This window comes from Rhodoferax sp. GW821-FHT07G04, assembly GCF_059418585.1.
In genome coordinates this window covers 766,325-792,559 of the sequence record NZ_JBWKQD010000001.1, presented here as the reverse complement: position 1 = coordinate 792,559, position 26,235 = coordinate 766,325, and the positions used below count along the sequence as shown (strand labels likewise).

General features: G+C 63.1%; 16 protein-coding genes. 10 read left to right on the top strand and 6 right to left on the bottom strand.

Annotated features, from left to right (window positions below; genetic code table 11):
- Nucleotides 1-4: 4 nt before the first annotated feature.
- Complete coding sequence (locus tag AC07OO_RS03605; protein ID WP_495080684.1) at nt 5-529, bottom strand: nuclear transport factor 2 family protein; 525 nt, start codon at nt 527-529, stop codon at nt 5-7.
- 134 nt (nt 530-663) lie between these two features.
- On the opposite strand from AC07OO_RS03605, the gene AC07OO_RS03600 reads away from it, so the two are divergent.
- The 3 genes from AC07OO_RS03600 to AC07OO_RS03590 all read left to right on the top strand — a co-directional run bounded on the left by AC07OO_RS03600 (nt 664) and on the right by AC07OO_RS03590 (nt 6,374).
- Complete coding sequence (locus AC07OO_RS03600; RefSeq protein WP_495080683.1) at nt 664-3,192, top strand: ABC transporter permease; 2,529 nt, start codon at nt 664-666, stop codon at nt 3,190-3,192.
- A gap of 215 nt (nt 3,193-3,407) precedes the next feature.
- Nucleotides 3,408-5,066, top strand: coding sequence for a diguanylate cyclase domain-containing protein (locus tag AC07OO_RS03595; RefSeq protein WP_495080682.1), 1,659 nt, complete (start codon nt 3,408-3,410; stop codon nt 5,064-5,066).
- 93 nt (nt 5,067-5,159) lie between these two features.
- Nucleotides 5,160-6,374: an ABC transporter substrate-binding protein gene (locus tag AC07OO_RS03590; protein ID WP_495080681.1), complete on the top strand. Its 1,215-nt coding sequence runs from the start codon at nt 5,160-5,162 to the stop codon at nt 6,372-6,374.
- Between the two features lie 17 nt (nt 6,375-6,391).
- On the opposite strand, the gene AC07OO_RS03585 is transcribed toward AC07OO_RS03590, so the two are convergent.
- Complete coding sequence (locus tag AC07OO_RS03585; protein ID WP_495080680.1) at nt 6,392-8,014, bottom strand: ATP-binding protein; 1,623 nt, start codon at nt 8,012-8,014, stop codon at nt 6,392-6,394.
- Between the two features lie 120 nt (nt 8,015-8,134).
- The gene (locus tag AC07OO_RS03580) at nt 8,135-10,237 is read right to left on the bottom strand and encodes a TonB-dependent receptor plug domain-containing protein (protein ID WP_495080679.1); all 2,103 of its coding nucleotides are present in this window, start codon (nt 10,235-10,237) and stop codon (nt 8,135-8,137) included.
- Between the two features lie 147 nt (nt 10,238-10,384).
- On the opposite strand from AC07OO_RS03580, the gene AC07OO_RS03575 reads away from it, so the two are divergent.
- Complete coding sequence (locus AC07OO_RS03575; RefSeq protein ID WP_495080678.1) at nt 10,385-11,242, top strand: NAD(P)-dependent oxidoreductase; 858 nt, start codon at nt 10,385-10,387, stop codon at nt 11,240-11,242.
- A 17-nt stretch (nt 11,243-11,259) separates the two neighbouring features.
- Here the strand turns inward: AC07OO_RS03575 and AC07OO_RS03570 are convergent, their stop codons facing one another.
- The gene (locus AC07OO_RS03570) at nt 11,260-13,224 is read right to left on the bottom strand and encodes a sigma-54-dependent Fis family transcriptional regulator (protein WP_495080677.1); all 1,965 of its coding nucleotides are present in this window, start codon (nt 13,222-13,224) and stop codon (nt 11,260-11,262) included.
- Between the two features lie 350 nt (nt 13,225-13,574).
- On the opposite strand from AC07OO_RS03570, the gene adh reads away from it, so the two are divergent.
- Nucleotides 13,575-15,095, top strand: coding sequence for an aldehyde dehydrogenase (gene adh / locus AC07OO_RS03565; RefSeq protein WP_495080676.1), 1,521 nt, complete (start codon nt 13,575-13,577; stop codon nt 15,093-15,095).
- A 90-nt stretch (nt 15,096-15,185) separates the two neighbouring features.
- Here adh and AC07OO_RS03560 read toward each other — a convergent pair whose 3' ends face one another.
- Together AC07OO_RS03560 and AC07OO_RS03555 are read right to left on the bottom strand one after the other, a co-directional pair.
- Nucleotides 15,186-18,005: a sensor histidine kinase, YfiR-like protein-associated gene (locus tag AC07OO_RS03560; RefSeq protein ID WP_495080675.1), complete on the bottom strand. Its 2,820-nt coding sequence runs from the start codon at nt 18,003-18,005 to the stop codon at nt 15,186-15,188.
- A complete protein-coding gene (locus tag AC07OO_RS03555; RefSeq protein ID WP_495080674.1) occupies nt 18,002-18,562 on the bottom strand; it encodes a TOL_0243 family YfiR-like periplasmic protein in 561 nt (186 codons plus the stop codon). The genes AC07OO_RS03560 and AC07OO_RS03555 overlap by 4 nt, the downstream gene beginning before the upstream one ends.
- A 478-nt stretch (nt 18,563-19,040) precedes the next feature.
- On the opposite strand from AC07OO_RS03555, the gene AC07OO_RS03550 reads away from it, so the two are divergent.
- From AC07OO_RS03550 to AC07OO_RS03530, 5 genes are all read left to right on the top strand, one after another.
- Complete coding sequence (locus AC07OO_RS03550; RefSeq protein WP_495080673.1) at nt 19,041-21,008, top strand: TOL_0244 family TonB-dependent receptor; 1,968 nt, start codon at nt 19,041-19,043, stop codon at nt 21,006-21,008.
- A gap of 194 nt (nt 21,009-21,202) precedes the next feature.
- Nucleotides 21,203-21,823: a RhiA family protein gene (locus AC07OO_RS03545; RefSeq protein WP_495080672.1), complete on the top strand. Its 621-nt coding sequence runs from the start codon at nt 21,203-21,205 to the stop codon at nt 21,821-21,823.
- Between the two features lie 113 nt (nt 21,824-21,936).
- Complete coding sequence (locus AC07OO_RS03540; protein ID WP_495080671.1) at nt 21,937-22,554, top strand: hypothetical protein; 618 nt, start codon at nt 21,937-21,939, stop codon at nt 22,552-22,554.
- Between the two features lie 89 nt (nt 22,555-22,643).
- Nucleotides 22,644-25,562, top strand: coding sequence for a hypothetical protein (locus tag AC07OO_RS03535; RefSeq protein WP_495081767.1), 2,919 nt, complete (start codon nt 22,644-22,646; stop codon nt 25,560-25,562).
- Complete coding sequence (locus tag AC07OO_RS03530; protein ID WP_495080670.1) at nt 25,559-26,203, top strand: tail fiber protein; 645 nt, start codon at nt 25,559-25,561, stop codon at nt 26,201-26,203. Before AC07OO_RS03535 ends, AC07OO_RS03530 begins: the two co-directional genes overlap by 4 nt.
- Nucleotides 26,204-26,235: the final 32 nt, after the last annotated feature.

Genomic DNA, 26,235 nt, shown 5'->3' with positions numbered 1-26,235 from the left:
AAGATCAGCCGGCTGACTTGGGCATCTTGGTGATCTGCACGCTGGCGATCTTCCACACCCCGTTGGACCGCACGTAGATGTCGATGTAGCGGTAATGCGCCGCAAATGGTTTGCCGTCGTAGCTACCCGTCATCTGCGTGCGCCCACTTAACAAGGCCACATCGCCATAGAGGCGCACATCAAAATCTTCGACCGTATAGGGGTGGATGGTCAGCTTGGGTGAAACCAGGCCGGTGACGAACGAGGCCTTGGTCTCGATGTCGCCATCGCCGTCGATCTGGCGAAAGTCCTCCGCCATATTCGCTTCAATGGCAGGCTTGTCCTTGCGCACGATGGCCTTGTCCCAGGCATCGGCCTGGCGGGTTAGCAGCGCGATGTCGCGGGCTTGTGCGTCCTGGGTGGAGGTCACGGTCACGCTGCAGGCCGTGGCGCAGGCCAGCACCGCCAGCGTGGCGATGCCGTGGCAGGCGCGGCGCAGCCAGGCGCTTGTAGTGCGAGAAGCAAAGGATGTCAGGGCGGTGTTCATCATGGCTTGAAGAAGATTGGTTTTTGACAAGGGCGTGAGCATAGCCTTGGCACGCGGTTGGCCACAAGCGCGGGTTACCCCCATGGCGCAATCCCCCAGGCGGGGCGCCGGGGCTGGATATGCGCTAAGGTAGCGCCATGACGATTTCATTTTGGACACTGGGTTGGCGCACCCTGTGGCGAGACCTGCGCTCGGGCGAATTGCGCCTGTTGATCGTGGCGGTGACGCTGGCCGTGGCTGCGTTGACCGCAGTGGGCTTCTTTGCCGACCGGCTCAAGGGCGGCTTGCAGCGCGATGCCCGCCAGTTGCTGGGGGGCGATGCCGTCATTTCCAGCGACAACCCCACGCCGGCCCATTTTGTGGCCAAGGCCCGCGCGCTGGGCTTGAGCCTGGTGTCGACCACCACCTTCCCCACCATGGCCCGCGCCACCGACGCCCAGGGTGGTGCCGCCAAGTTGGTGGCGCTCAAGGTGGTGGAGCCGGGCTACCCGTTGCGCGGATCGCTGCGCGTGGCTAAAACGCCTGAGGCGACCGACGATGCCACGCGTGACGTGCCGGCACCCGGCCAGGCCTGGGTGGAGGCCTCGCTGCTGGAGGCCCTGGGCCTCAAGATGGGCGATGTGCTGCTGCTGGGCGATACGCGCTTGACCATCCACACCCTGATCGTCGTGGAGCCCGACCGTGGCGCCGGCTTCATGAACTTCGCGCCCCGGGTCATGATCAACCAACAAGACCTGGCCGCTACCAAGCTGGTGCAGCCGGCCAGCCGCCTGACCTACCGCATGGCCGTGGCCGGCGACGACAAGCCGGTGCAGAACTTTGTGGCCTGGGCCGATGCCGAGGTCAAGCAGGCCAGCGCCAACGGCCTGCGTGGTGTGCGGGTCGAGTCGCTGCAAGGTGGTCGCCCCGAAATGAGCCAGACGCTGGACCGTGCCGACAAGTTTCTGAGCCTGGTGGCCCTGCTGGCCGCCCTGCTCAGCGCCGTGGCCGTGGCTTTGTCGGCCCGCGCTTTTGCGGCCAACCACCTGGACGACTGTGCCATGCTGCGCGTGCTGGGTCTGCCCCAGCGCAGCATCGCGGCGGCCTATGCGCTGGAGTTCGCGCTGGTCGGCCTGTTTGCCAGCGCCTTGGGCGTGTTGCTGGGCTATGGCGTGCACTACCTGTTCGTGCTGCTGCTGGCCGGCCTGGTGGACGCGGCGCTGCCCGCCGCAACGCTGTGGCCCGCACTGCTGGGCATGGGCATGGGCATGACACTGTTGTTTGCCTTTGGCCTGCCGCCGGTGTTGCAGTTGGCCCAGGTGCCGCCACTGCGCGTGATACGCCGCGACGTGGGCAACCTGCGGCCCGCTTCGGTGGGCGTGCTGGCGCTGGGTGTGCTGGGCTTTGCCGGCCTGCTGCTGGCCGCCAGCAGCGACCTCAAGCTGGGCCTGATCGCCGTGGGTGGCTTTGGCGGCGCCGTGGCCGTGTTTGCGGTACTGAGCTGGTTGGCGGTCAAGGTGCTGCGCCGCAGTGTCAACGAGACCACGGCCCCGCGCTGGCTGGTGCTGGCCACGCGCCAGGTGTCGGCCCGCCCGGCCTATACCGTGGTGCAGGTCAGCGCGCTGGCCGTGGGCCTGCTGGCGCTGGTGCTGCTGGTGCTGCTGCGCACCGACCTGATCGGTAGCTGGCGCAAGGCCACACCCCCGGATGCGCCCAACCGCTTTGTCATCAACGTGATGCCGGACCAGTCTGAAAGCTTCCAGAAGATGCTCAAGGACGCGGGGGTCAGCCGCTTTGACTGGTATCCCATGGTCCGCGGCCGCCTGATCGCCATCAACGGTCGCGCCGTGACGCCCGACGACTACGAAGAAGATCGTGCCAAGCGGCTGGTGGACCGCGAATTCAACCTCTCCTTCAATGCCAACCTGCCGGCCAAGAACCTCGTATTGGCGGGCAAATGGACGCCTGAGGAGGCGGGCACCATCAGCATGGAGGAGGGCATTGCCACGCAACTGAGGCTCAAGCTGGGCGATGTGCTGCGCTTCGACATGGGGGGGATGCAGACCGAGTCCAAGGTCACATCCCTGCGCAAGGTGGACTGGGGCTCCATGCGGGCCAACTTCTTCGCCATCTACCCGGTCAGCCAGTTGGAGAACGTGCCTGCCACCTACATGGGCGCCTTCAAGGCCCCGGCCACCAAGGGCTTTGACAACGCCCTGGTGCGCCAATTCCCCAATGTGACCAATGTGGACATGACCAGCACCATTGCCCAGATTCAGCGCGTGCTGGACCAGGTGATACGCGCGGTGGAATTCTTGTTCGGCTTCACGCTGGCGGCCGGTCTGGTGGTGCTGTTCGCCGCCGTGACCGCCACGCGGGAGGAGCGTGCCCGCGAATACGCCATCATGCGCGCCGTGGGCGCCAAAGGCAGCCTGCTGCGCCAGGTGCAGCGGGCCGAGCTGGCCGGCGTGGGCCTGCTGGCTGGCGTGCTGGCATCTGCCGTGGCCGCTGCCGTGGGTTGGGCGCTGGCCCGCTTTGTGTTCGAGTTCGAATGGACCGTGTCCCCTTGGGTGCCCCTGCTGGGGGGGCTGGCCGGCGCGGTGCTGGCCCTCGCAGCCGGCTGGTGGGGCCTGCGCGAGGTGCTGACCCGCCCTGTGGTGGAGACGCTGCGCCGGGCGGCGACCTGAAGTAGCTTGACATGCTATTGTTTTGATAGCTAATGAGACATATTTGACGAGGGCTAGAGGCACTTTTTCTTCTAATGGCTAGTTGAGGTGCCCTTAAAACCCTGATTTGGGTATTTTTAGCTCCAATGCCCTTTGCGTGATGGCGCAAACGACCCCGCTGGGGTATGCTGTTCCTGGACGAACTACCACAGAGGACCGGCCACAGGCATTGGGCTATGAAAAAGGCTGCGTCGATACGCTCGCATTTGCTGTTGCTGGTATTGGCCCTGGCCGTGCCGCTGGTGGTGGCCATTGGGCTGGAGATCGTCGGGCAGATGCAGCAGGCCGTCGCCCACACCAAGACTGCGTTACGTACGCTGGCCAAGACCATGGTCACCAATACCGGCGGCAAGATCGCCAGCGCCAGCCAGACGCTGGAGCGCTTGGCGCTGCGCCCCCTGGTGCAGGCGGTGGACCCTGATCATTGCGATCCCATCCTGGCCGATCTGGTGCATCTCAACTCCGATTACGCCAATGCGGTCTACACCAACCTCGACGGTCTTGTCGTCTGCTCGGCCGTGCCCCAACCGGGCGGCAAGCTGATCAACATCGGCAATACGCCCTGGTTCAAGAAGTTTTTGCAGAACCGCCGCTTCACGGTGGGCGAGCCCTTCTTTGGGCCCATCACCGGCAAGTGGGTGTCGGTGCTGGTCGCCCCGATCTGGAATGCGCAGCATGAAATGGTGGGCTCGGTGCAACTGCCGTTCGACCTCAAGGCCTTTGACCCCAAGATCCCGTCCGACGATCTGCCCCAGGGTAGCCGCTTTGGCTTCTTCCAGGACGATGGCATCATGGTCTGGCGCAACCTTGACCCCGAAGGCGTCATCGGCACCCGACCCAATGCGGAGGCCGCACGTCGCATCGTGGAGCTGCGGGATGGCGAGTTTGAAAGCCTGGCCATCGACGGCGTCACGCGCTATTTCTCGGTGGTGCCTATGCCGTCGGTGGGGTGGGTGGCCTTTGTTGGCGTGCCCGCCAGCGAGGTCTATGCCGCAGCCAAGCAACGCGCCGTCGCCACCGCCGCAGTGGCACTGCTGGCCTTGGCCGCGCTGGTGTTGCTGGCCTTGGCCATGGCGCGGCGTATCAGCGAGCCCATCGTCAAGCTGGCACAGACCGCGCGGGCGGTTCAGGGCGGTGACCGCATGGCCCGGGCCGCCGCGGGCGGCCCCAGCGAGGTGGCCGAGGTGGCCCATGCCTTCAATGCCATGACCGACGGCCTGCAGGCATCGGCCCGCACGCTGGAGGCGGAAATTGCCGAACGCAAGCAGATGGAAGAGCAGGTGCGGGACATGGCCTTCCACGATGCGCTGACCCACCTGCCCAATCGCCCGCTGCTCAACGACCGCGTGGGCCAGGCCATGGCCGCGTCCGAACGCAGCGGCTTTTACTGCGCGATGATGTTTCTGGACCTGGACAACTTCAAGCCGCTGAACGACACCCAGGGCCACGAGGTGGGCGACTGCTTGTTGGTCGAGGTGGCCACGCGGCTGGCCAGTTGCGTGCGCCAGATGGATACGGTGGCCCGCTTCGGCGGCGACGAGTTTGTCGTCATCCTGGGCGATCTGCACACCGACCGGGCCATCTCGATGGCGCAGACCGGGGCGATTGCGGAGAAAATCCGCGCTCTGCTGGCGGCCCCCTATTTGCTGACACTGCAACAGGCGGGCCAGGCCGAGACCCTGGTAGAGCACCACTGCAGCGCCAGCATAGGCATCGTCCTGTTTGTTGGCCAGCGCAGCGGCCAAGCCGAACTGCTGAAGGCAGCGGATGCGGCCATGTACGAAGCCAAGAAGGCCGGTGGCAATACGATCCGCTTCGCACAGGGCTCGGCCTGAAGTTGTGGCCGGCCGGTTGGAAAACCGGGGGCATTGCCTACAATGCACTGTCCCACAGGCAGTGCCTGTGGCGTTTCAACCAATGGCATGCGCATGAAATCTTGGGTGGTATCGCCAGGAATCCGAGTTGATGCCCCGGCGGCGCGGGGGCAAAGGCCGCCGCCGCTGCACCTGCGGCGTCTGTACTGTCGGGTGGCCTGGCTGGCACTGGCGGTGTCGCTGCTATTGGCATGGGGCCTTGCGCAGGCCAAAGAGATTGAGGCGCACAACCCTATGCCTGCCTTCCCCTCGGCCGCTGAACTGTCAGCCCCCGACTTCACCCGCCCCGGCATGGGGCCGTTGCGGGCGCCGACCGAGGTCTGGAATCCACCCGCGCCCGTGCTGTTAGCCCAGGTCAAAGAGGTACTGAAGGCACGGGGTTCCCAAGGCGCGGCACTCGGCCTCGGTTCACTGGTCGTCATCTACCCGGATATTGGCGAGCCGTACCGCACGGTGTTCACCCACATCATCGAGGGCATTGAAGACGCCGCCAAGACCAAGGTGCGCAGCATTGCCATCGCGCCCAATGCCGATACCGTGGAGCTCAATGGCCAACTTCGGCAATCGGGCGCCAAGGTCGTCATCGCCTTGGGCCAGCAGGGCTGGAAGGCCGTCGCCAATCTGGACAAGGACATTGCGGTGGTCGTAGGCTGCGTATTGCGCATGCCCGATGCAGGCAACCGCAGCCTGATGGGTATCAGCCTGACGCCAGACCCGGCCCAGTTGTTTGCACGGCTCAAGTCCTTGCAATCCAGTGTCAAGCGGGTGCACGTGGTCTACAGCGCCCAGGCCAATGCCTGGTTGATCAAGCTGGCCCGGGAAGCGGCGCGCAGCCATGGCCTGGAGCTGATTGCCCACGAGGCCACTGATTTGTCCAGCGCGGCCAAACTTTACGCCAGCATCTTTGCGGAGGCCCAATCGGGCCGCGACGCCGTATGGCTACCCAATGACAGCACTACCGTGGATGAAAACACCATCCTGCCGCTGGTGCTGCAAGAATCCTGGACCCGCGGTGTGCCGATTTTTTCCAGCAACTTTGCCCATGTCAAAAAGGGTGCCTTGTTTGCGCTGTACCCCAACAATGTCGAACTGGGGCGCGACCTGGCCTCGATGGCGTTGGGCGCGCTGGGCACCGAGCCCGACAAGCGCGGCTTCTCGCTATTGCAGGCGGTGAATGTGGCGGTCAATCTGCGCACCGCTTCGCATGTGGGCATCTCGATTGCGTCCCAGCAGCAGCGCAGCTTCCACTCGGTGTTTCCAGAGCAATGAGCCCCAGGGCCTGACGATCAGCTCTCCATCTGCGGTGCGATGCGCGGCAGGGTCAAGGTGAACGTGGTACCGGTCTCATGGGAACTGGTCAACTCGATCTTGCCCCCCATGATGCCGGTAACGATGTTGTAGACGATGTTCATGCCCAGGCCCGAACCGCCTTGGCCCAGCTTGGTCGTGAAGAAGGGGTCAAACACACGGGCCTGGTGGTGCTCGGCGATGCCGATGCCGTCATCGCTGAAGCTGATCTCCACGTGCTGTTCATCCAGCGCGCGGCAGCGCAGGTGCATGGTGCCGCTGTCGCGGCCGTCAAAGCCGTGGGCCAGCGCGTTGCTGATGAAGTTGGTGACGACCTGACCCAGAGGGCCGGGGTAGCTGTCCATCGTGATGCCGTCGGCCAGCGCCACCTGCATGGCGTAGGGCGTTTTCTTGTACATGGGCTCCAGCGTGAACAGAATCTCCGACAAATTCTGGCTCAGGTCGAAGCTGCGGCGCTGGTTGCTGGAGCGATCCACCGCCACGCGCTTGAAGCTGCCAATCAGCTCAGAAGCCCTGTCCAGATTGCGCACCAGCATCTCGGCGCCTTCTGCGTTGTCGGCCAGCGTGCGTTCCAGCGTGGAGCGGCGCATGGTGCCTTGCTCCATCTCCTTCAGTAGCAATTCGGCCTGGTCTTTCATGGCACTGGCCACGGTCACGCAATTGCCGATCGGGGTATTGAGCTCGTGCGCCACACCGGCCACCAAAGAGCCCAGCGCTGCCATCTTTTCGGAGCGGTGCAGCTCGGTTTGCATGCTCTTGATGGTTGCCAGGTTGGTGCCCAGTTCCTGATTGGCCTGCTCCAAGCGCAGCGTGCGCTGCTGCACGCGTTGTTCCAACTGGAATTCACGCTCTTCCAGCACGTCCATCATCTTGTTGAAGGCAACACCCATCTCGGCAATGTCTTGCGGCCCCTCGGGTCTGGCCCGCATGTTGGACTCGCCTTTTTCGGCGCGGCGCATCAACAATGACAGGTCGACCAGGGGGCGCATCATGTGCTGCGTCACCCGCTGGATCAACCACAGCAGGACGCCGGCCAGCGCCAGCGTCACCAGAATATTGCCCACGAACAGCGAAAAGACCAGGCGGTTCAGACTGCCCTTGCCAACCACCACTTGCACGCGGCCCAGCAGCATCTGCTTGCGCTCTTCGGCCTCGAATGGCGAGTTCTGTGCGACCTCGCTGAGCACAGGCACTGCGAAGTAAAGGGCGTCTGCGCTCTCACCCTGGAGAGCCGTTTGCAAGGCCGGGTTGCCCGCCGGGAACGCATCGGCCAGTGGCATGGCGTCGGGCTTGGACTGCGAAGCCAGTGTCTTGCCCGCGGCGTCCAGGATGCGGACCTGCAGCACATCGGGAAACGCCAGTGTGGACTTCAGCGCCACCTCGGCGTTGTCGGCCGAGTTGTACAGCAGGGCCAGGGTGCTTTGGCGGGCCAGGTTCTGGGCCACCTGCTGGCCCTGTTCGATCAGATAGGTCTTCATGCGCTGGCTGGCCTCATACGAGGTGGCCAGCGAAGAAAACAGGGCCAGCCCCAGGATGGCGGCGCTGAAGACAAGGGTCAGCTGTCGGCTAAAGCGCATGCTGCGCAGGGTGCTGAAAGGCATGGCCGGATTATGCAGTTGCGCAACAGCCGGCCCTTGCCCCTGACCGGTAGGGTTGGCCGCGGCGCAGTCCAGGGCCGGCGGGACGCTGTGCGGGCCCTGGTCAGCCATACCCGGTTTTGCCTACATGCGGTAGCTGGCCTGCACGTACAGGGAGCGCCCGGCCATGGGTAAATCGTTGGGGATGGCGGTGCCCGGCGCCAGCGTCGGCTCGCGGATGTCCGCATTGAACAGGTTGCGCACCGAACCGCTGAACGACCAACCCCGCTTGCGGCTGTCCGTGTGCAGCGACAGATCCACACTGGTGTAATTGGGCACTTCCGGCCGCGTATCGCCCAGTGCCCGGGCGCGGTCCGCCACTCGGTTGAGTTGCGCATCGAGCACCATAGTACCGCCCAGGCGCCAGTCCACGCGGCCATAGAGGTGGTGGTGCGGGGCGTAACCAGCGTCGGTGTCGGTCGCGCGGTCCACACCACGCTGGTTGGCATAGTTGCCCGACACGCGCACGCTGGGGCTGGCATCCCACACCACATCCAGCTCCAATCCTTGGCCTCTTTGGGTGCCAACATTGAAGAAGGTGGACCCAGGGGCGGGGGCGGGATTGGGCAGGGGCCGGATGATGTCCTTGATGTCGTACTGGAACACGTTCAGGTTGAGTTGCAGGTCTTTGCGCGCCTGCCACGACACCGCAGCTTCCAGCGTGCGTATCGTCTCGGGGCGCAGATTGGGGTTGCCATTGGTCACCGGGTTGGTGGTGTACAGCTCGTTGAAAGCGGGTGCGCGAAAGGCCTCGCCGTACAAGAGCTTGGCGGTCAGGTCCAGGGATGCGTCCCAGACCAAGGCGATGCGCGGGTTGGTGGTGTTGCCAACGTCCGAGATGCGGTCGTGGCGCAAGCCTGCGGTCAGGGTCCAGTCGCGGGCCAATTGCCACTCGTCCTGTGCGTACACATAGTCAACGAAACGCCGGCTGGGCGCAATGTGCGGCTGGATGTTGCCGTAGTCCATCTGGGGGCCGGTCGGTATCGGAGCACCCACAGGCGGCAGCAAAAAATTCTTGAACGTGAGCACCCGGTACAAATCGATATCGTCATGCCCTGCACCCAGTCGCAGGCTGTGGCCTTCGAATCCGGTATAGCTGGCATATGCTGATAGCCGGTATTGCCGATCCCAGCGCGAAGGCCCGCCGATCATGCCGTCGGGGAAGAAGTTGGCGCCCAAGCGGGTGCCCGCAGGAAACAAGATGAGCTTGGGGTACAGCTCTTGGTAATGCATATAGCTCAGCAGCAGGCCCGCGCCCCAATCCTTTGCCAGTTGGGCTTCGGTCCAGGACAGGTCGGAGGTGAGCCGGTCGCTGGTTCCGGTGCTGGTGGGGTCCAGTGCAGAATTGACGCCCGCACCCACATGCACGTTTTCGCGCCGCTTCAAGCTGCTGCGCCAGCGCCAGGCGCCATAGGCCAGGTCCAGGTTGGCGTCGAGCGCGTCATAGCCGGTGCTGACCGGCCCCGGTGCCAGGCTGACACGTGTGCCAAACCGGCTGTCGTTGAAGGTCTGCGCGTCGGCCGTAATGATTTCCTTCTGGCCTTCGGTGCTACCCACACGTAGATAGGCGGCTATGTCCACAGGGCCCCACTTGCCGCCATGGCTGAGCGAGGTGTTCCATGTGTTGAAAGAGCCGCCACCGGCGGAGACGGTGGTGCCTTGTATGTCGGCCGCGTTGCGGGTGATGATGTTGATCACGCCGGCAAAGGCCTCGGCGCCGTACAGGGCCGATCCCGGTCCACGGATGATTTCAATGCGCGCCACGTTTTCCAGAAACCAGCCACCGCGCGCCTGGCCACCGTCGCCAGGGTAGCCAAGGGTCATGGGAATGCCATTTTGCAAGACCAGCACCTGCGGGTTGGTGGGGCCACCGGCGCCAATGCCGCGGATCAGATAGGTGGGCGTGTAGCCAATGGGGTTGCGTGTGACATGCATGCCCGGCACGGTTTCCAGTACCTGGTCCAGGTCGGTGGCACCCATGGCCGCGATGTCTTCGGCCGTGATGACGGTGGCCACAGCGGGTGCTCGTCGTACCGTCTGTTTGCTGCCCGTGGCCAGTGTCACGGTGGGCGTGCCCCCATACACCATGGCCAGATCTTCGTCATCGGTTTCGCCGGGTGCGGCGGCGGCGTTGCCCGCAGTTGCAACGACCAAAAGCACACACAGGAAGGTGGTCAGTAGTCGCATGGCGAACGGTCCTTTGCTGGCTGCTGTGACGACAAAGTATCCCTGCGCGCTTTGCGGCTGTCAAATCACCTTTGGCAAGCGGGTTGTATGGCATCCACTCCACAATACGCAGCTTCTGTTTTTCCTCAACCGAAACTACTTCATACCATGGCAAACATTGCATTTCTGGGTACAGGACTTTTGGGCGCTGCATTCGCCGAGGCAGCAGCCAAACGCGGCGACACCGTGACCGCATGGAACCGCTCGGCCAGCAAGGTGCAGGCGCTGGCGCAATTCGGTGTGCGTGCCGCAGCAACACCGTTGGACGCCGTGCGGGGGGCCGAGCGCGTGCACCTGGTGCTCAAGGACGACGCGGTGGTGGATGAGGTCATTGCTGCGGCCCTGTCGGGCCTGGCTACCAATGCGGTGATCGTAGATCACACGACCACGCTGCCAGCGCTCACTGCGGCACGCGCCAAGCGCCTGGCGGCGCAGGGTGTCGCCTACCTGCACTGCCCCGTATTCATGGGGCCGCCGGCCGCACGCAATGCCCAGGGCTCCATGATGGTGGCTGGACCCAAGGCCTTGTTTGAGCGGGTGCAGACCGCCTTGGCGGCCATGACCTCGCGCCTGGAATACATGGGCGAGCGCAGCGACCTGGCCGCCGCCAACAAGCTGTTCGGCAATGCGATGATCATTGGCGTGTCCGCGATCATGGCCGATATCCTGACGCTGGCCCAGGCCAGTGATGTGGACCCGCAAGACGCGGTCAAGCTCTTGGGCCTGCTGGACCTCAATGGCATGGTGGCCGGGCGCGGCGCCAATATGGCCAAGGGCAACTTTGCTGCTAGCTTTGAGTTGGACATGGCGCGCAAGGACGTGCGCCTGATGCAGGAGACCACGGGCCCGCGTCCCCTGGCCGCACTGCCTGCCATTGCCAGCCGTATGGACCAACTGATTGCCGCTGGCCATGGCGCCAAGGATGCTTGCGTATTGGGCATCGATGCGGTGAATGCCCGCGCCTGAGTGACAACGCTGAACTATCAGCGTAGCCGGCGGTATAGGGTGTTGCGGCTGACACCCAGCAGACGCGCCGCCTCTGAGATGTTGCCGGCGCACTGGGCCACGGTGCGCTCCATGGTCTGGCGTGACTGGGTGCGCAGGTCTCCCTGTGTTTCAGCGTACTGCGTTGTGTCCAAGGTGTTGGGAGCGACCTGCTGAAGTGGGCGCAGGGCCTGTAGCACATCGTCCGGCAGATGGTCCCAGGTGATGGTGTCGTCTTCGGGATCCAACAAGGCGCAGGCGGTGCGCAGCACATTGAACAACTGGCGCAGATTGCCGGGCCAGCGGTAGGCCTGCAGGGCCTGTAGCAAATCGGGCGCGATGTGGATGTTGCGTTCGGGTACCAAAGCCTTTAGTTCCCGCTGCAGCAGGTGCTGCAAGTCGCCGCGCTCACGCAGCGGTGGCAGGCGCAACGTCAGGCCATTGAGGCGGTAGTACAGGTCTTCGCGAAAGCGCCCGGCCTGCATTTCCGTGGGCAGGTCGCGGTGGGTGGCGCAGACCAGGCAGAAGTCCACGGCGACCGGCTTGCCACCGCCCAGTGGCACCACCATGCGCTCTTGCAGCACGCGCAACAGGCGGGCTTGCAGTGGCAGTGGCATGTCGCCAATCTCATCCAGAAACAGCGTGCCACCATGGGCCTCGCGTATACGACCCGGCGCACCTTCACGCCGCGCGCCAGTGAAGGCGCCGCTCTGGTAACCGAACAGTTCGGCTTCGATCAGGTTCTCGGGTAGGGCGGCACAGTTGACGGCGACAAACGGTTGATCTCGCCGTGGGCCGCTCTGGTGGGCAGCGCGGGCAAACACCTCCTTGCCCACGCCGGATTCTCCTTGCAGCAGCACGGCGATGGGCTTACCCAGCAGTTTGCGGGCGCGGGCAATGGCGGTACACAGAACGCTGTCTCCGGTGTCCAGTGCGGCGAGCGCGTCGGTGGGGTTCAGGTCGGTCACCGGCATGCGTTGGCTGGGCGGTGCGGGTTGGCGTGCCAGGTAACTGGGACGCGCCGCCTCTACGCGTACCCAGACGGCCCGGCCCGCCGTGGTGTGCACCACGTGGGGCGTGGACGATGCGCGCTGGCCCCAGTCCAGCAACTGTTCAAGGCGCTCGGCCAGCACGGCTTCCAGTGGTGTGTGGGATAGCCGAGCCCAGTCCAGTCCCAACAGGTCCAGAGCCGCTGCGTTGGCACCCGCCAAGTGGCCCTCTGGTGTAACTGCCAACAGGCCCTCGGCTACGGTGCCAATGCCCTCGGCCTGCATGTGAAAGCGCAGGCGCAGTCCGCACCATTGGCGGGTGTCGTGGCGTGTGTCAAACAGCCGGTGCTCGATCATGCGGGCGGCCGAGCGCACCAGGCCCAGCGTGTGGCGGTGGTAGCCCCTGTGGTCACCCGAGACATCCAGCACACCCAGAATGCGGCCCTTGGGGTCATGTATCGGCACGGCGGCGCAAGTCAAAAATCCATTGCGCTCCAAGTAGTGCTCGGCCGCATGGACGACGACGGCGTGCTCTTCGGCCAGTGCCGTGCCAATGGCATTGGTGCCGCGAAACTGCTCATGCCAGGTGGCGCCCAAGCGTAGCGCCACACGCTCGGCACGGCCTATGAACTGCGGGTCACCCAGGGTGTGCAGCAACATGCCGTCTGGCCCTGCCAAGATGCTCATGCTGTCGGTGCCACGGGTCTGCTCGTGCAGGAATTCCATGACGGGCCGGGCATGGGCCACCAGTTCGCGCTGGCGCTCCAGCGCCCGTGCCAATTGCGCGCCCGATGCATTGGGTGCGCCTGGCGCGCGGCCTATCGGCTGCAAACCCAACTGCCAGCAGCGCAGCCAGGAGCGGGCCAGATCCCCCTGGATCAGGTCGGCAGGCAGCCGGCCGTGGCTGACCAACTGGCGGCGGGCTTCGCGCAGTTGGCTGGGTACCGAACGTTCTTGCAACGCGGGTGTGGGCATGGGCCTTGTCTCCTGAATGGATCAGCGGGGTGGGTGTGCTACCTCCGGCTTTGCGGCTGAGCCTGTGCCGCATGCATGCCATTGTGCGCCAGTGCCAAATGCCATTTCAACCCGATTGGCGCAGGCGGTGTTCCGTTTTGACACAGTGGGTGTGCCGCATTGGCACAGCGGTGGTGTCTGTACCGCAGGCTACCAGGTTGTTGTGTCAGGCGAACAAGGCAATTTCCTCCGCTTCGGGTTGAAACCGGAGCCTGGCACGCCGCATGCAAATAGTCATGTGCAAAGCCGTGGAAGCCAAGGCACTTCCGGCTGGGCGTTACTACTACCGATATAACCAGGAGACATACGACATGCTGTACGCAAAACCCGGATCGCCCGACGCACCCCAGCAATTCCAGGTGCATTACGACAACTTCATCGGCGGCAAGTTTGTGCCACCGGTCAAGGGCGAATACTTCGAGGTGATCACCCCGGTCACCGGCAAGCCCTATACCCGCGCGGCGCGCTCCACGGCCGCCGACATCGAACTGGCGCTGGACGCGGCCCACGCCGCGGCGGATGCCTGGGGCAAGACATCGCCGGCCGAGCGCTCCAACATCCTGTTGAAGATTGCCGACCGGATTGAAGCCAACCTGGAGCGCCTGGCCTATGCCGAGACCGTGGACAACGGCAAGCCCATACGCGAAACCCTGAATGCCGACATACCGCTCGCCGTGGACCACTTCCGCTACTTTGCCGGCTGCCTGCGCGCGCAAGAGGGGGCGCTGAGCCACATCGACGAGAACACCGTGGCCTACCACCTGCATGAGCCGCTGGGTGTGGTGGGACAGATCATTCCGTGGAACTTCCCTATTTTGATGGCGGCCTGGAAGCTGGCCCCGGCGCTCGGTGCTGGCAATTGTGTGGTGCTGAAGCCCGCGGAGTCCACACCCATCAGCATCCTGCTGGTGGCCGAGTTGATTGCCGATTTGCTGCCACCGGGTGTGCTGAACATCGTCAACGGCTACGGCCGTGAAGCCGGCATGCCGCTGGCTACCAGCAAGCGCATCGCCAAGATCGCGTTCACCGGTTCCACCGCCACCGGCCGTGTGATTGCGCAGGCCGCGGCCAACAACCTGATCCCCGCTACATTGGAGCTGGGTGGCAAGTCGCCCAACATCTTCTTTGCCGATGTCATGGACAAGGACGATGGTTTTCTGGACAAGGCCATCGAGGGCCTGGTGCTGTTTGCCTTCAACCAGGGCGAGGTCTGCACCTGCCCCAGCCGCGCGCTGATCCAGGAGAGCATCTACGACAAGTTCATGGCCAAGGCCCTGAAGCGCGTGGCCGCTATTCAACAGGGCAGCCCGCTGGACACCGACACGATGCTGGGCGCACAGGCCTCCAAGGAGCAGTTGAACAAGATCCTGTCGTATCTGGACCTGGGCAAGCAGGAAGGCGCCGAGGTGCTGATCGGCGGCGCCCAGGCCCATTTGGGCGGCGACTTGGCCAATGGCTATTACGTGCAGCCCACGCTGTTCAAAGGCCACAACAAGATGCGCATCTTCCAAGAAGAAATCTTCGGCCCCGTGCTGGCCGTGACGACCTTCAAGGACGAGGCCGAGGCGCTGGAAATTGCCAACGACACGCTCTACGGCCTGGGTGCCGGTGTGTGGAGCCGCAATGGCAACGTGGCCTACCGCATGGGCCGTGCCATCAAGGCCGGCCGCGTGTGGACCAACTGCTACCACGCCTACCCAGCACATGCAGCGTTTGGCGGCTACAAGGAATCGGGTATCGGCCGCGAGACCCACAAAGTGATGCTGGACCACTACCAGCAAACCAAAAACCTGCTGGTGAGCTACAGCGAAAGCAAGCTGGGCTTCTTCTGACGCGTAAACTGCTCCGGTGGGCTATCGCCACTTGGAAAAAATGGCGCTAGCCCCCGTAAATGCTAAATGTGAAGCTATCAAATTAGTAGCTTACGCCAGAGACGCCGTGCTGGCGGCATAGGCGGCAATCGACACGAACGCCGTCTCCAGTGCCGCCTGCAAGGTCTGTAGCGCAGCGCGGGCGTCGGCGGTATCGTCCAGCGTCTCCAGTGCCCCGGCATAGCGGGCCACATCGTCCAGGGCCATGGTACCGGCGGCGCCGCGCAGCTTGTGCAGTTGTGCGCGCGCGGCCACGCGGTCGTTCGCTCCATAGGCGTCACCCAGTTGGCGGCTGCAATCGGCGTACATGACCGCGAACTTCAGCAGAAACTCGCGGTAGCCCTTGGGGTCTTGCCAAATGCCCAGCCCCTTGTCGACATCCAGGCCGGGCCATGCGGGTGCGGCCACCACAGACTCTGTGGATGGGGCAGGGTTCGCGGGTGCGGGTGCCGATGTGGCTTGTGGTTCCGATGGAGTGCCAGTACCCCCTGGTTGGCGTGCCCATTGCTGGATGGTCGCGATCAGTTCTTCGACATTGAAAGGCTTGGCCACAAAGGCATTCATGCCGGATTCCAGGGCTATCTCTTGTTGGGCTTTGAAGGCGCCGGCCGTCAGTGCGATCACGGGCAATTGGCTGGTGTGGCTCAGCTTGCGCAACTGGCGCGTGGCCTCGTAGCCGTCCATCACTGGCATCTGTACGTCCATCAACACAATGTCGACGGTGTTGGCGTTCGCACGCAACCAGTCCACCGCCGCCAGTCCATCGTTGGCGAGGTGCACAGTGGCACCTTCAGCCGCCAGAATGCGCTGTGCCACCTCGCGGTTGATGTCGCTGTCGTCGACCACCAAGATCCTTACGCCGGGCAGCCGATTGCCACGGGCAGCCGTCGCGGCGTTTGCGGGGCGTAGCTGACCCAGGCCACGGCGCCGCAGGACCTCGGCTACTGTGTTGTACAGCGTGGAACTGGTAACCGGTTTGCTGAGCACGCCATCTACGCTGCCGGCATAGGGTTGGCGCATCAATTCTTCGCGCGCGAAGGCCGTGACCATCAGCACGATGGGGCCGGTACCGGTGCCAAAGGTTTGGCGTATCGCTGCAGCCGCCTGCAGGCCGTCCATGCCGGGCATCTTCCAGTCGACCAGCAGTACATCGAAACGGCCGTGTGCCTCTTTGCGAATGCGCAGCTTCTGCAGGGCCTCTTCACCTGAATCGGCCTGGGTTGGCGTCCAGCCAATGGAACGGGCGGTGCTGGAAAGGTTCTCGCGCGCGATCTCGCTGTCGTCGGTGATCAGCACCTGCAAGGATGCAAGCTCCGGCACGGCATAGTCCTGGCTGGGTAGCCATTCGAAGGGCACGGTGAACCAGAACTCGCTGCCCTTGCCGGGTGTGCTGATCACTCCAATCTCGCCGCCCATGCCGCGCACCAGGTGGCGGCAGATGGTCAGGCCCAGGCCCGTGCCGCCAAAGCGCCGCGTCGTCGAAACATCGGCCTGGGAGAAGGGTGCAAAGATCTGGTCCTGTTTGTCTGCGGGAATGCCAAGGCCGGTGTCCCGCACTGCGAAGCGCAGCGTGGTTGTTTTGGAATCCTGCGCCAGCAGGGTGATCGACACCGCGACAAAACCCTTTTGGGTGAATTTGATCGCATTGCCGCTGAGGTTGATCAGCACCTGTTCCAGCCGCAGTGCATCACCAATCAAGTGGCCACCGATATCTGGCGATGGCGCAATCGCCAGTTCCAGGCGTTTGTCGCCGACGTTGGCCGCCATGATGCTGGCCAGGTTCTCCAGCACATCCCCCAAACGGAACTGTGCATGCTCCATCTCCAGGCGGCCGGCTTCGATCTTGGAGATGTCCAGAATATCGTTGATGATGGATTGCAGCGAGCGCCCGGCATTGCGGATCTTGCCGATCAGATCCAGCGCATCGGCGTCCAGCGGGCTTTGCTGCAGCAGGTAAGCCAGGCCCAAAATGGCGTTCATCGGCGTGCGTATTTCGTGGCTCATATTGGCCAGGAAATTGGCCTTGGCGCGGTTGGCGGTTTCGGCCTCCTCGGTGCGTGTCTCCAGCGTGCGGTTGGCCACTTGCAATTCGGCGGTGCGGTCCAGGACCCTTTGCTCCAACTCGGCATTCAAGGTGCGCACCGATTGCTCGGCCCCTGTGCGCTCGGCAATCTCGTGTTCCAGCGTATCCAACATGCCGTTGAAGGCGTCGGCCAGATGGCCGATCTCATCTTCGGTGCTTTTGGTGGCCCGCAAGCGGTAGTTGCGCTGCTCCACCACGCGCTGCGCCACGCGGCTGACCGCCTGGATAGGAACCGATATCCAGCGCTGCAGCAGCGTGGAAATCCCCACGCCAAGTACCAGACTGGCCAGCAGCACACCGCCCAATATGGCCAGGTAATTCAACAGCCAGGCGCTGGTGTCGTAGCGTTCCTTCAGGTAGATGGTACCCACGGCATCGTCGCGGCCGGCAATGCGCTTGAAGACGGCGAGCTCGCCGCCATCGAGCTGCACGCTGTCTGCCTGCGGCACGGGGGGCAATTGCTGGCCCTGTTTGGGATCGAGCACATAGCGCGCGAACAGCGCACCCTGGGTGGTGTAGATGGCGGCCGCCACGATATTGGGATTGGCTCGCAATTGGGCCAGGTTTTCATTGGCGACCTTGGCATCGTCAAACTCCAGTGCGGCCACGCTGCCTTGGCCCAGAATGCCGGCCAGCGTTGTCAACTCGGCGGCGGCCTTGCTGCGTTGCTCCATCAGGTCGTGGTAGAGCAGCGCCCCGCCGGCCGCCAGCAGCGTCACTAAGTTGGCGACCAGTACCATCAACAACAGTTTGTGACGGACCGAGCGTAGGCGCAGAGGGGTAATCATGGCTTGCGGGTTTCAATTTTTTGCGCCACACCCAGCAGGCGGGCGCTGATTTTGAGGCCACTGAGTTCGGCCTGCGCCACCGACACCTCGAAGCGAACCCGGTCTTCCACGGTGACAAAGTTGATGACGCTGCCCGCGCCCAAGGCGCCCACCGCGTCGGTAACCGTCAGCACCGGGCGTGATGGCAGGCCGTCTTGCAGCCGCTTGAGTTTGACACTTTCCTCTTTGCCGATGAAGAGCATCTGGACGCCGCTGGTGGGTTCTCCCGGTTTGAGGCGTTTGACCTCGATGCTGCGTCCCCCGGCTGGGCGCGCGTTGTTGTTGATGTGGCTGAGCTCGGCGGCGATCTCGTCGGCGCCGAGTACCCCTATGGTGACGGGGGTGTCGGCTTGTGCGAAGCTGGCTTCCGGCCAATCCACATAGGACGCAAACTTGTACAGATAGGCGGCCTTGATTTGCTGCTCCAGGTCCGCGGCCCAGACACCCAACGAATATGCCAGCAACGCCAGGCAAGCCAGACCCCGGTGCGACCAATGCAGGTGGGTGGGCTTAGGCACCATTGTGTTCCGCAATGACCATTGGCTGTGGCGCAGCGACGGCAAGCCCAGGCAGCAGCACCGCCCTCTTGGCCGGCAAGATAACCCTGTTGAGGGGCTCGCGCAGCTGTTTCATACCCAGGCCCCGTCGGCAGGGCGCGGTGGTGGTTCATAGCGGGAAAACTTGGGGTTCAAGACAGCCTCCCGTAGCATAGAAGTCAGGGCGTCAGGCATGCCTCTTGTTGGGCCTTCGCGCGCGCCTGGTGAAACTGGTATTGCTTCCAAAGACAATGCTTAAGCTTAATACAACTGCCCTGAGCCCGCAAGGCGATGGCCCGGACCCATCCATATGGATGTTGCATGTGCCAATACAGCCAAAAATAGGGGGTGCACGGCGGCACTATTTATGGTTCAATGAATAAACAGTTGTCCTACTTCCGGTGTGGGAGGGCTGGCGAAATTTCGCATGCACGCGCTAGCGAATGGGAGGGGTCACCCAATGCCAAACAGGGGCGAGAGTGTGTTTAGCCTGGCGGAACGAGGGCGCCGTTCGCTGGCCCGCTATGTGCCGTCGGCCCTTGCCGGGTTGGTTGCCTGTCTTCTTGCGCCCTCCGTCTGGGCCGCCGATGTGCAGACGGCGCTGTATTTGAGCGGTCTGAGCATAGAGGAGTTGAGCAACATCAAGATCACCTCGGTGTCACGGCGTGCCGAGCGGCTGTCGGACGCGGCCGCGTCCATTTATGTGATCACCGGTGAGGACATTCGCCGCTCTGGCGCACTGACCCTGCCAGAGGCTTTGCGTATGGCGCCCAATCTGGAGGTGGCCCGTGTGGGCGCCGGGCCCTATGCCATCAGCGCGCGCGGTTTCAACAACGGCATCGGCAACAAACTGCTGGTACTGATTGACGGGCGCACGGTCTACACCCCCTTGTTTTCCACCGTCAACTGGGATTCGCAGTTCGTGATGCTGGAAGACGTGGCGCGCATCGAAGTGATCAGCGGGCCTGGTGCAACCCTATGGGGCGCGAATGCAGTCAATGGCGTCATCAACGTCATCACCCGCAGTGCCCAAGACACGCAAGGCGACGTCGTTGGTGCGGGTGGGGGCAACCGTGAATCGACGGCCTTTGTTCGCCATGGCGGGGCTTTGGGTGAGGACGGTGGCTACCGCCTCTACGCCCAGCGGTTGAACCAGAAGAACAGCCGGCTTGGCAATGGCAACGATGTGGTCGATGGGTGGCAAAGCGCCCAGCTGGGTTTTCGCGCGGATTGGGGGCATGGGTTGACCGTGCAGGGCGACACCTACCGTGCCAATGCCGACACGGGGCCTTTGGGCTCACCCCTGTTGCTGGGTACGAATGTGCTGGTGCGCTGGACGCGTCAGCTCGGCGATGGTTCGACCTTTGAATTGCAGTCGTACTACGACCAGACAGAACGCGATGACCCCATGACCTACCGCGATCAGGCCGCGACCCTGGATCTGCAGTTTCAGCACGGTCTGCGGCTGAGCGGCACCCAGCGATTGCTATGGGGTGGCGGCTATCGGGCTGCGCAGGGTAGTACGCAGACGCACCTCAATGCACTCAATCCGCTGCCCCAGTTCTTCATGCCTGCGGACCGCAGATTGGAGTGGGGCAACCTGTTTATCCAGGATGAAATTGCACTCAGTCCGGCCTTTAATGTGACGCTGGGCATCAAAGCCGAGCGCAATGTCTATACCGGTGTGGAATACCTGCCCAGCGCACGCTTTGCATGGAAGCTCGAGGACGACCAATTGCTGTGGGGTGCACTGTCGCGTGCCGTGCGCGCGCCCGCGCGGTTGGACCGCGATTTCTATGTGTACCTGTCCTTGCCGGGGCGGCCGCTGATGCCCGTCATCAAGGGTGGGCCAGACTTCCAATCCGAGACCGCGGATGTGGCGGAACTGGGCTACCGTGGCCAGATTGGCAACACCGTATCGTATTCGGTCACCGCCTTCTACAGCGTATACGACAAGCTGCGCAGCGGGCAGCCGCCACCGGCCTTCGTGCAGAACATGATGGAGGGGTCGACCCATGGCTTGGAGGCCTGGGCCAATTACCAACCCACACCGGATTGGCGGCTGAGCCTGGGCATGTCGGGCTTGCGTCAGAACCTGCGCATCAAGCCCGGCAGCCTGGACCCCACAGGTCCCAGCGCGCTGGGCAATGACCCGGAGCACACATGGCAAGTACGCTCCCTATGGAACATCACGGACCGCCACCAGTTGGACCTGACCGTGCGCCATGTCAGTGCCCTGCCTTCTCCTGTCGTTCCGGCCTACACAGCGGTCGATGGTCGCTTCAACTGGCGTGTGCGCCGGGATGTGGACATTGCGCTCATCGCACAAAACTTGTTCGACACCAATGACCACGCCGAGTTTGGTTCTCCCGCCTCCCGCAGCGTCTTCCAACGCAATATTTTTGCCCAGCTTACCTGGCGCATGTAAGAGTTCGCGTGGTGCCCCTGCGCACCGTTAAAGCGCACCCGCGCCGGACCTGAGCCGGCCGTTGTCCATCTCCCTTTGCTCTCTGTAATTGCCTGTAATCGCTTTGCCTGAGGGTCGTCCCTACAGTTGCATCACTGCCGCTTGAAGAGCGAGACCAATTAACCCAGCGGCAGGGAACCAGGTAGGGAGCCACCATGGATATCAAACTGCGATTTGTCAACCACTCCAGTGACGGAAACAAGTCCGAGGTAGTGATCTACCAGAAGAACCTGCTGACCTCGATGGCGTCGCTGGCGGTGGCTTGGAAGGTGATTCGATTCTGCGGGCGAGACTGCTACCACCCCTTCGTGTACCCGGATGGGTATGAAGTGGCGATCGCAGACGGGTACGGCAATTTCTCACCTCGCATGGCGGCACAAAACGGCCAACTGTTGAAGCTGACTTCCACGCCCACAGGCACGCGCCGCTTGCTACGTGCCGGCCCCGCCAGCGCGGCCAATGAACTGGATGTGCTCAATGACATGGGCCAAGGCGCTGTCGATGTATGTGTCTTCAAGGATGGGCGCATCGTCGGCATCAAGACCACGGTGACCCCGGGGCAAAAGGCCGTCTTCCAGTACCAGCCGGCCCTGTGGATCACTGTGGCCTCCCAGGTGGTTCAAGGTGCGGCCATCAGCTCGGCAGTGATGAGCAATGTCAGCACCGAACTTTCCTTGATCGGCATTGCGAGCGCAGACATTGTGATGACGGGTGGCGGGCCGGGTGACGGCTCGACCGCCTACCAATTCAACCTCGAGAACATCGTCCAGATCTGACGGCAAAGGGGCAGATCCGGGCACACAGAGTTCGCCAGCGGGGCAGCAGGGCCGCGAGGGCAAACAGGCAACGCATGGTGTGTTGCCATCACATCCACCAACAGGAGAAACTTATGGGCGTTCAACTCAACTTCATCAACAACTCGAACGACACGAACAACTCGGAGATCGTGATATTCCAAAAGAATGTTGCGACCAACTTCGACGAGCTGGCCGTGGCCTGGCAGGTCATCCGCTACTGCGGCCAGGGTGACAACCACCCCTTCGAGTTCCCTATGGGCATGCAGGTCGGTGCCAGTGATAGCCATGGCAATTTCACGCCACAGCTCAATGCCAAAAACGGCCAGCTGTTCGAAATGGCCTTGACGACCTCGGGTGACCGCCTGGTGTCGGCGGGCAGCGGTACCAGCTCCAAAGAAGTGCAGGTTCTGAACAACCTGCCCAAGGGTGCCATCAACGCCAGCATCTACAAGGCCGGCAAACTGCTCGCGGTCAAGACCTCGATTGCACCCCAGCAAAAGGCGGTGTTCGAGTTCAAGCCCACGATCTGGATTGGTGTGGCCTCGCAAATCGTGCAGGGTCAGGTCATGAACTCCGCCATCATTTCCAACATCAACACCGAGCTGTCTTTGCTGGGCATCGCGAGTGCTGACATTGTGATGACCGGTGGTGGCCCAGGCCCCAACTCCACCCCATTTGCCTTCAACCTCGAAAACATCCAGATGTGCTAACGCGGCCCATCGGTGCAGGGCCGCTTCATGGTCCTGCACCGATGCCGTGACTTCCACACCTCTCACCCAGGACGCAAGCCGTGAACGAAATGGTCAAAAGAAGATGGACAGCCCTGGACGGCTGCCTGGTCTTCAACGTCACCATCAATCGCGAGCCGCTCGACGACATGCCGTCCTGCGCCGAAGTGTCCTGCAAATCGGGCCCATCGGAAAGCCAGATGGTCACGATAACCAAGCAGTGGCCAACCCAGGCCTTTGATTTCAAATTTCGCTCTGGCTGCTATGTGCGGGGTTACCTGCAACAAAAGACGCCAGTGCACATTGATGGTGTCACCAATACGGCCATCTTTGCCGATATCTTCTACGGCATGAAGGGGCAGAGCGACGAGCACCACTTTGAGGGCATCATGGTCGCATGTCCCACGCGGGGTGAAATACCGCCCGTGCCGCCATGGCCACCGCACCCCAAGCCCATAGAGCCAGATCGCCCCGTGGACCCTGTGGAGCCACTGCCCATCGTCACCACACACCCGGACGAGCTGTTCCCGTACGTGTATGTGCGGCGTTGGCCCAAGATATCAGCGGACGACCTGTTGTATGGCTTCATACCCTACACCAGCGCCAGTCCGCCATCCAGCACCTTCTTCGAAGACCTTGTCGCCGCACGCAAGCAAAGCCGCGCAGCTGCGCAGACACTTGCCTTGCAATTCATCGATGGTGATGCGCCCTACCAGGGCGCCTTCATTGGCAATATGGATCTGCTTGCGGGACCGGTGGCACAGTTTCCCCGCCTGCTGGCGCAATTGCCCAGGCCAGCCGGCAGCGCGCAGGAATGGATAGCCAAGGCCTGCACGGACGTCAGCCATTTGCTGGCGGGCTATGGCTTGACGTGGGCTTACTTTGCATCCGCCCCTTATGCGCAGGCCTTGGACCGGGTTTGGCAGAGCTATTTTGCATTGGTCATCATCCTGGGCTATGACACCGCCTTGTTGGATGCGCTGACCCGCACACTGCGCATGGCACACCTGATCACCGTGGCCTTGCAAGCCCAAGGGGAGACCGCCGGTGCGCCGGCTGCTTCCGACCTCGCACCGGTACTTCCGGCACCGGCTGCTGTGAGCGTGGCGCAGATTGCGGCGCTGCGCAAGGCCACCATCATCTTGCCCGCGCAGGTATTCCCTTTGCCGCCCGCGGCAATGGCGGATGCATCGCCGCCGCCGGCGTCGCTGGGCTGGATTGAGCCCTATGCCATAGGCGATCTGCAAATGGTGCGCCAGCGTTTGCTGCGCTACCAAAGCGGTGAAATTGCGCGCATTGAAAACGTGATGCGGGGTGAACGCCGCGAGGTCACGCACAAGCGCACCCATCGCCAACTGGATGAGCAAAAACAGACCACGGCCGAGATGCAGACTTTGCAGAACGATGCAGCGGACGAACGTAGCAATCTGCAGGAGGAGTCGCGCAAGACGGTGGCCGAGGCCACCGAGACCAACCAGTACAACAAGTTCACCAGCAGCTATGGCCCGCCCACGCAGGCCACGCTGGATGGCTCGTGGAGCAAGGCGGTGCAGCAAGGCACCAACCCCGGCGTGGACGACACCACCCGCTTTGCACGCGACATCCTGAATAAGACGGTCAACCGCATCAGCCGTAGCGTCAGCCAGACACGCTCCAGCAGCACGATGAGCCAGACCGAAGACTCGGTGGTCAGCCTGGTCGACAACACCGCCGGCACCCAGAGCATGCGTGCCGTGTTCCGCTGGCTGAACAAGGTATACGAGGCCTGCGTCGTCAACTACGGCCAGCGTTTGATGATGGAGTTCATGGTGTGCAAACCAGCCGCCGGGTTCATACTCCAAGAGCAAACCTTGATGGGGCAGGACTATGCCAAACCCATGCCGCCGCTGCACCTGGGAGTCGCCACCTTTGAAGACGTCACGCCGCGCAACTACGCCCGTCTGGGTGCGTATTACGGTGTGCTGGATCTGGAGCCGCCGCCGCTCGCGCAGCGCTCGGCATCGGCCACATTGCGCAATGGGGAGGAAAAGCAGATCGCCATTCCGGCGGGCTACTGCGCCACGACGGCGTTTGTCAGCTATGTCAGCACGCCTTCGGGTCTGCCAACACCGGTTGTGTTGGTGGGGCGGCAAAGCATCAGCCCCAGCACGCCAGCCAGTGCGGTAGCGCTGAATGGGGAGGACGATAGCGTGCCCGTGTCGGTGCTGGACTATCTGCCCACACTGTCACCGCCCAGCGACAACCAGGTGCAAGTCAATGTGGAAGTCGCATGCACCCCCTCTTCGCGCTGCATGGACCAGTGGCGCATCCGCATATACGCCAGCATCATGCGGGCCTACCAGGAGCGGCTGACGGCCTACGGCGCACGTGCCGACGGTGGTGCCCAGGTAGGCATGCCTACCCGCTCGCCATTGGCCAATCGGCAGATTGAGCAGCGGGAGTTGAAGAACGCCTGTCTGCGCCTGTTGCTGCAGCGGTTGCTGGCGCTGACCGGCATGGATCAAAGTACTACGGCGTTCTCCCCTCCGTCGGAATTCGCGGTGAACGAACCACGCTACCTGCAGTTCTTTGAAGAGGTGCTGGAGTGGAGTGAGATGGTGTACAGCTTCTATGCCAGCCCAACCCTGGGTGCTGCCGGCACCGTGGTGGAGTTGGGTAGCCTGGCGGCAAACGATGATGCCTTGTTTGCCAGCTTCTTGCAGGCGGACCAGGCGCGCGTGCTGCTACCCGTGCAGCCGGCCCATGTGATGGCATTCCTGTACTTCTACTCGGCCGGCATGATCTGGGCGGGGCCGGACCGCACGGCTCCCGTCAATCCGGCGGATCTGGCCTTGGTGAACGACCTCAAGCACGCCGAGCCCGAGCGCCAACCGGTGCGCAAGGTAGGCCCTTGCTGGGAGGTGTTGGTGCCCACTGCCATGCAGGTGCTTGATGAGTCGGGCAGCGGTGCCTGCCCGAGCACCTTTGAGATGGGGAGTGCCTCACCATGATGGAACTGCCCGGCATGCACAATCCTTTGCGGGTGCGCCCACCCGGCTTCGGCGAATTACCGGTCGGCTCGGTGACCGCGTTTGCCGGTGCAATCGGCGCGCCGGATAGTTCCAGCCCGCCCGCTGCTGTGACGCCTGCCAACTACACGACCAATCCAATAGAAGCCTGGGGTTGGATGGCGTGTGACGGGCGGTCATTGTCCAGCCAGGACTACCCGGAGTTGTTTGCCGTACTGGGCTATGTGTATGGGGGCAGCGGCAATCAGTTCAGCATTCCCGATTACCGGGGCTACTTCTTGCGCGGTATCGGAACCGGCACACAGAACGATCCTGATATCGCCACGCGTACTGTACCGCCTGGTGGTCAGGGCCAAAGCAGTGGGGTGGGCTCCATACAGTCGTTCGCGCTGGAGACCCATGAGCACACTTATAGCAGTGCGCCTGCGCCTTCGGCTACTTCGCCCAGCGGTACCGCTGCGGGCGCCCCCAGCGTGACCAGCACCTTGACGACCGGTGGCCCCGTGCCGGGCACGGGGCAGACGAGCCAGGTGCTGGTCAGCCAGTATGAGACCCGACCGATCAACGTGTACGTCAACTACCTCATCAAGTTCACCTACGGCTTGGCCCCGTTGGTGAGATGACCCGCAATAGGCCCCAGAACCCCATCACAGGA

Coding starts and splice junctions, on each gene's coding strand:
- AC07OO_RS03605 (WP_495080684.1), bottom strand. CDS start 529: ATGATGAACACCGCCCTGACATCCTTTGCTTCTCGCACTACAAGCGCC.
- AC07OO_RS03600 (WP_495080683.1), top strand. CDS start 664: ATGACGATTTCATTTTGGACACTGGGTTGGCGCACCCTGTGGCGAGAC.
- AC07OO_RS03595 (WP_495080682.1), top strand. CDS start 3,408: ATGAAAAAGGCTGCGTCGATACGCTCGCATTTGCTGTTGCTGGTATTG.
- AC07OO_RS03590 (WP_495080681.1), top strand. CDS start 5,160: ATGAAATCTTGGGTGGTATCGCCAGGAATCCGAGTTGATGCCCCGGCG.
- AC07OO_RS03585 (WP_495080680.1), bottom strand. CDS start 8,014: ATGCCTTTCAGCACCCTGCGCAGCATGCGCTTTAGCCGACAGCTGACC.
- AC07OO_RS03580 (WP_495080679.1), bottom strand. CDS start 10,237: ATGCGACTACTGACCACCTTCCTGTGTGTGCTTTTGGTCGTTGCAACT.
- AC07OO_RS03575 (WP_495080678.1), top strand. CDS start 10,385: ATGGCAAACATTGCATTTCTGGGTACAGGACTTTTGGGCGCTGCATTC.
- AC07OO_RS03570 (WP_495080677.1), bottom strand. CDS start 13,224: ATGCCCACACCCGCGTTGCAAGAACGTTCGGTACCCAGCCAACTGCGC.
- adh (WP_495080676.1), top strand. CDS start 13,575: ATGCTGTACGCAAAACCCGGATCGCCCGACGCACCCCAGCAATTCCAG.
- AC07OO_RS03560 (WP_495080675.1), bottom strand. CDS start 18,005: ATGATTACCCCTCTGCGCCTACGCTCGGTCCGTCACAAACTGTTGTTG.
- AC07OO_RS03550 (WP_495080673.1), top strand. CDS start 19,041: ATGCCAAACAGGGGCGAGAGTGTGTTTAGCCTGGCGGAACGAGGGCGC.
- AC07OO_RS03545 (WP_495080672.1), top strand. CDS start 21,203: ATGGATATCAAACTGCGATTTGTCAACCACTCCAGTGACGGAAACAAG.
- AC07OO_RS03540 (WP_495080671.1), top strand. CDS start 21,937: ATGGGCGTTCAACTCAACTTCATCAACAACTCGAACGACACGAACAAC.
- AC07OO_RS03535 (WP_495081767.1), top strand. CDS start 22,644: ATGGTCAAAAGAAGATGGACAGCCCTGGACGGCTGCCTGGTCTTCAAC.
- AC07OO_RS03530 (WP_495080670.1), top strand. CDS start 25,559: ATGATGGAACTGCCCGGCATGCACAATCCTTTGCGGGTGCGCCCACCC.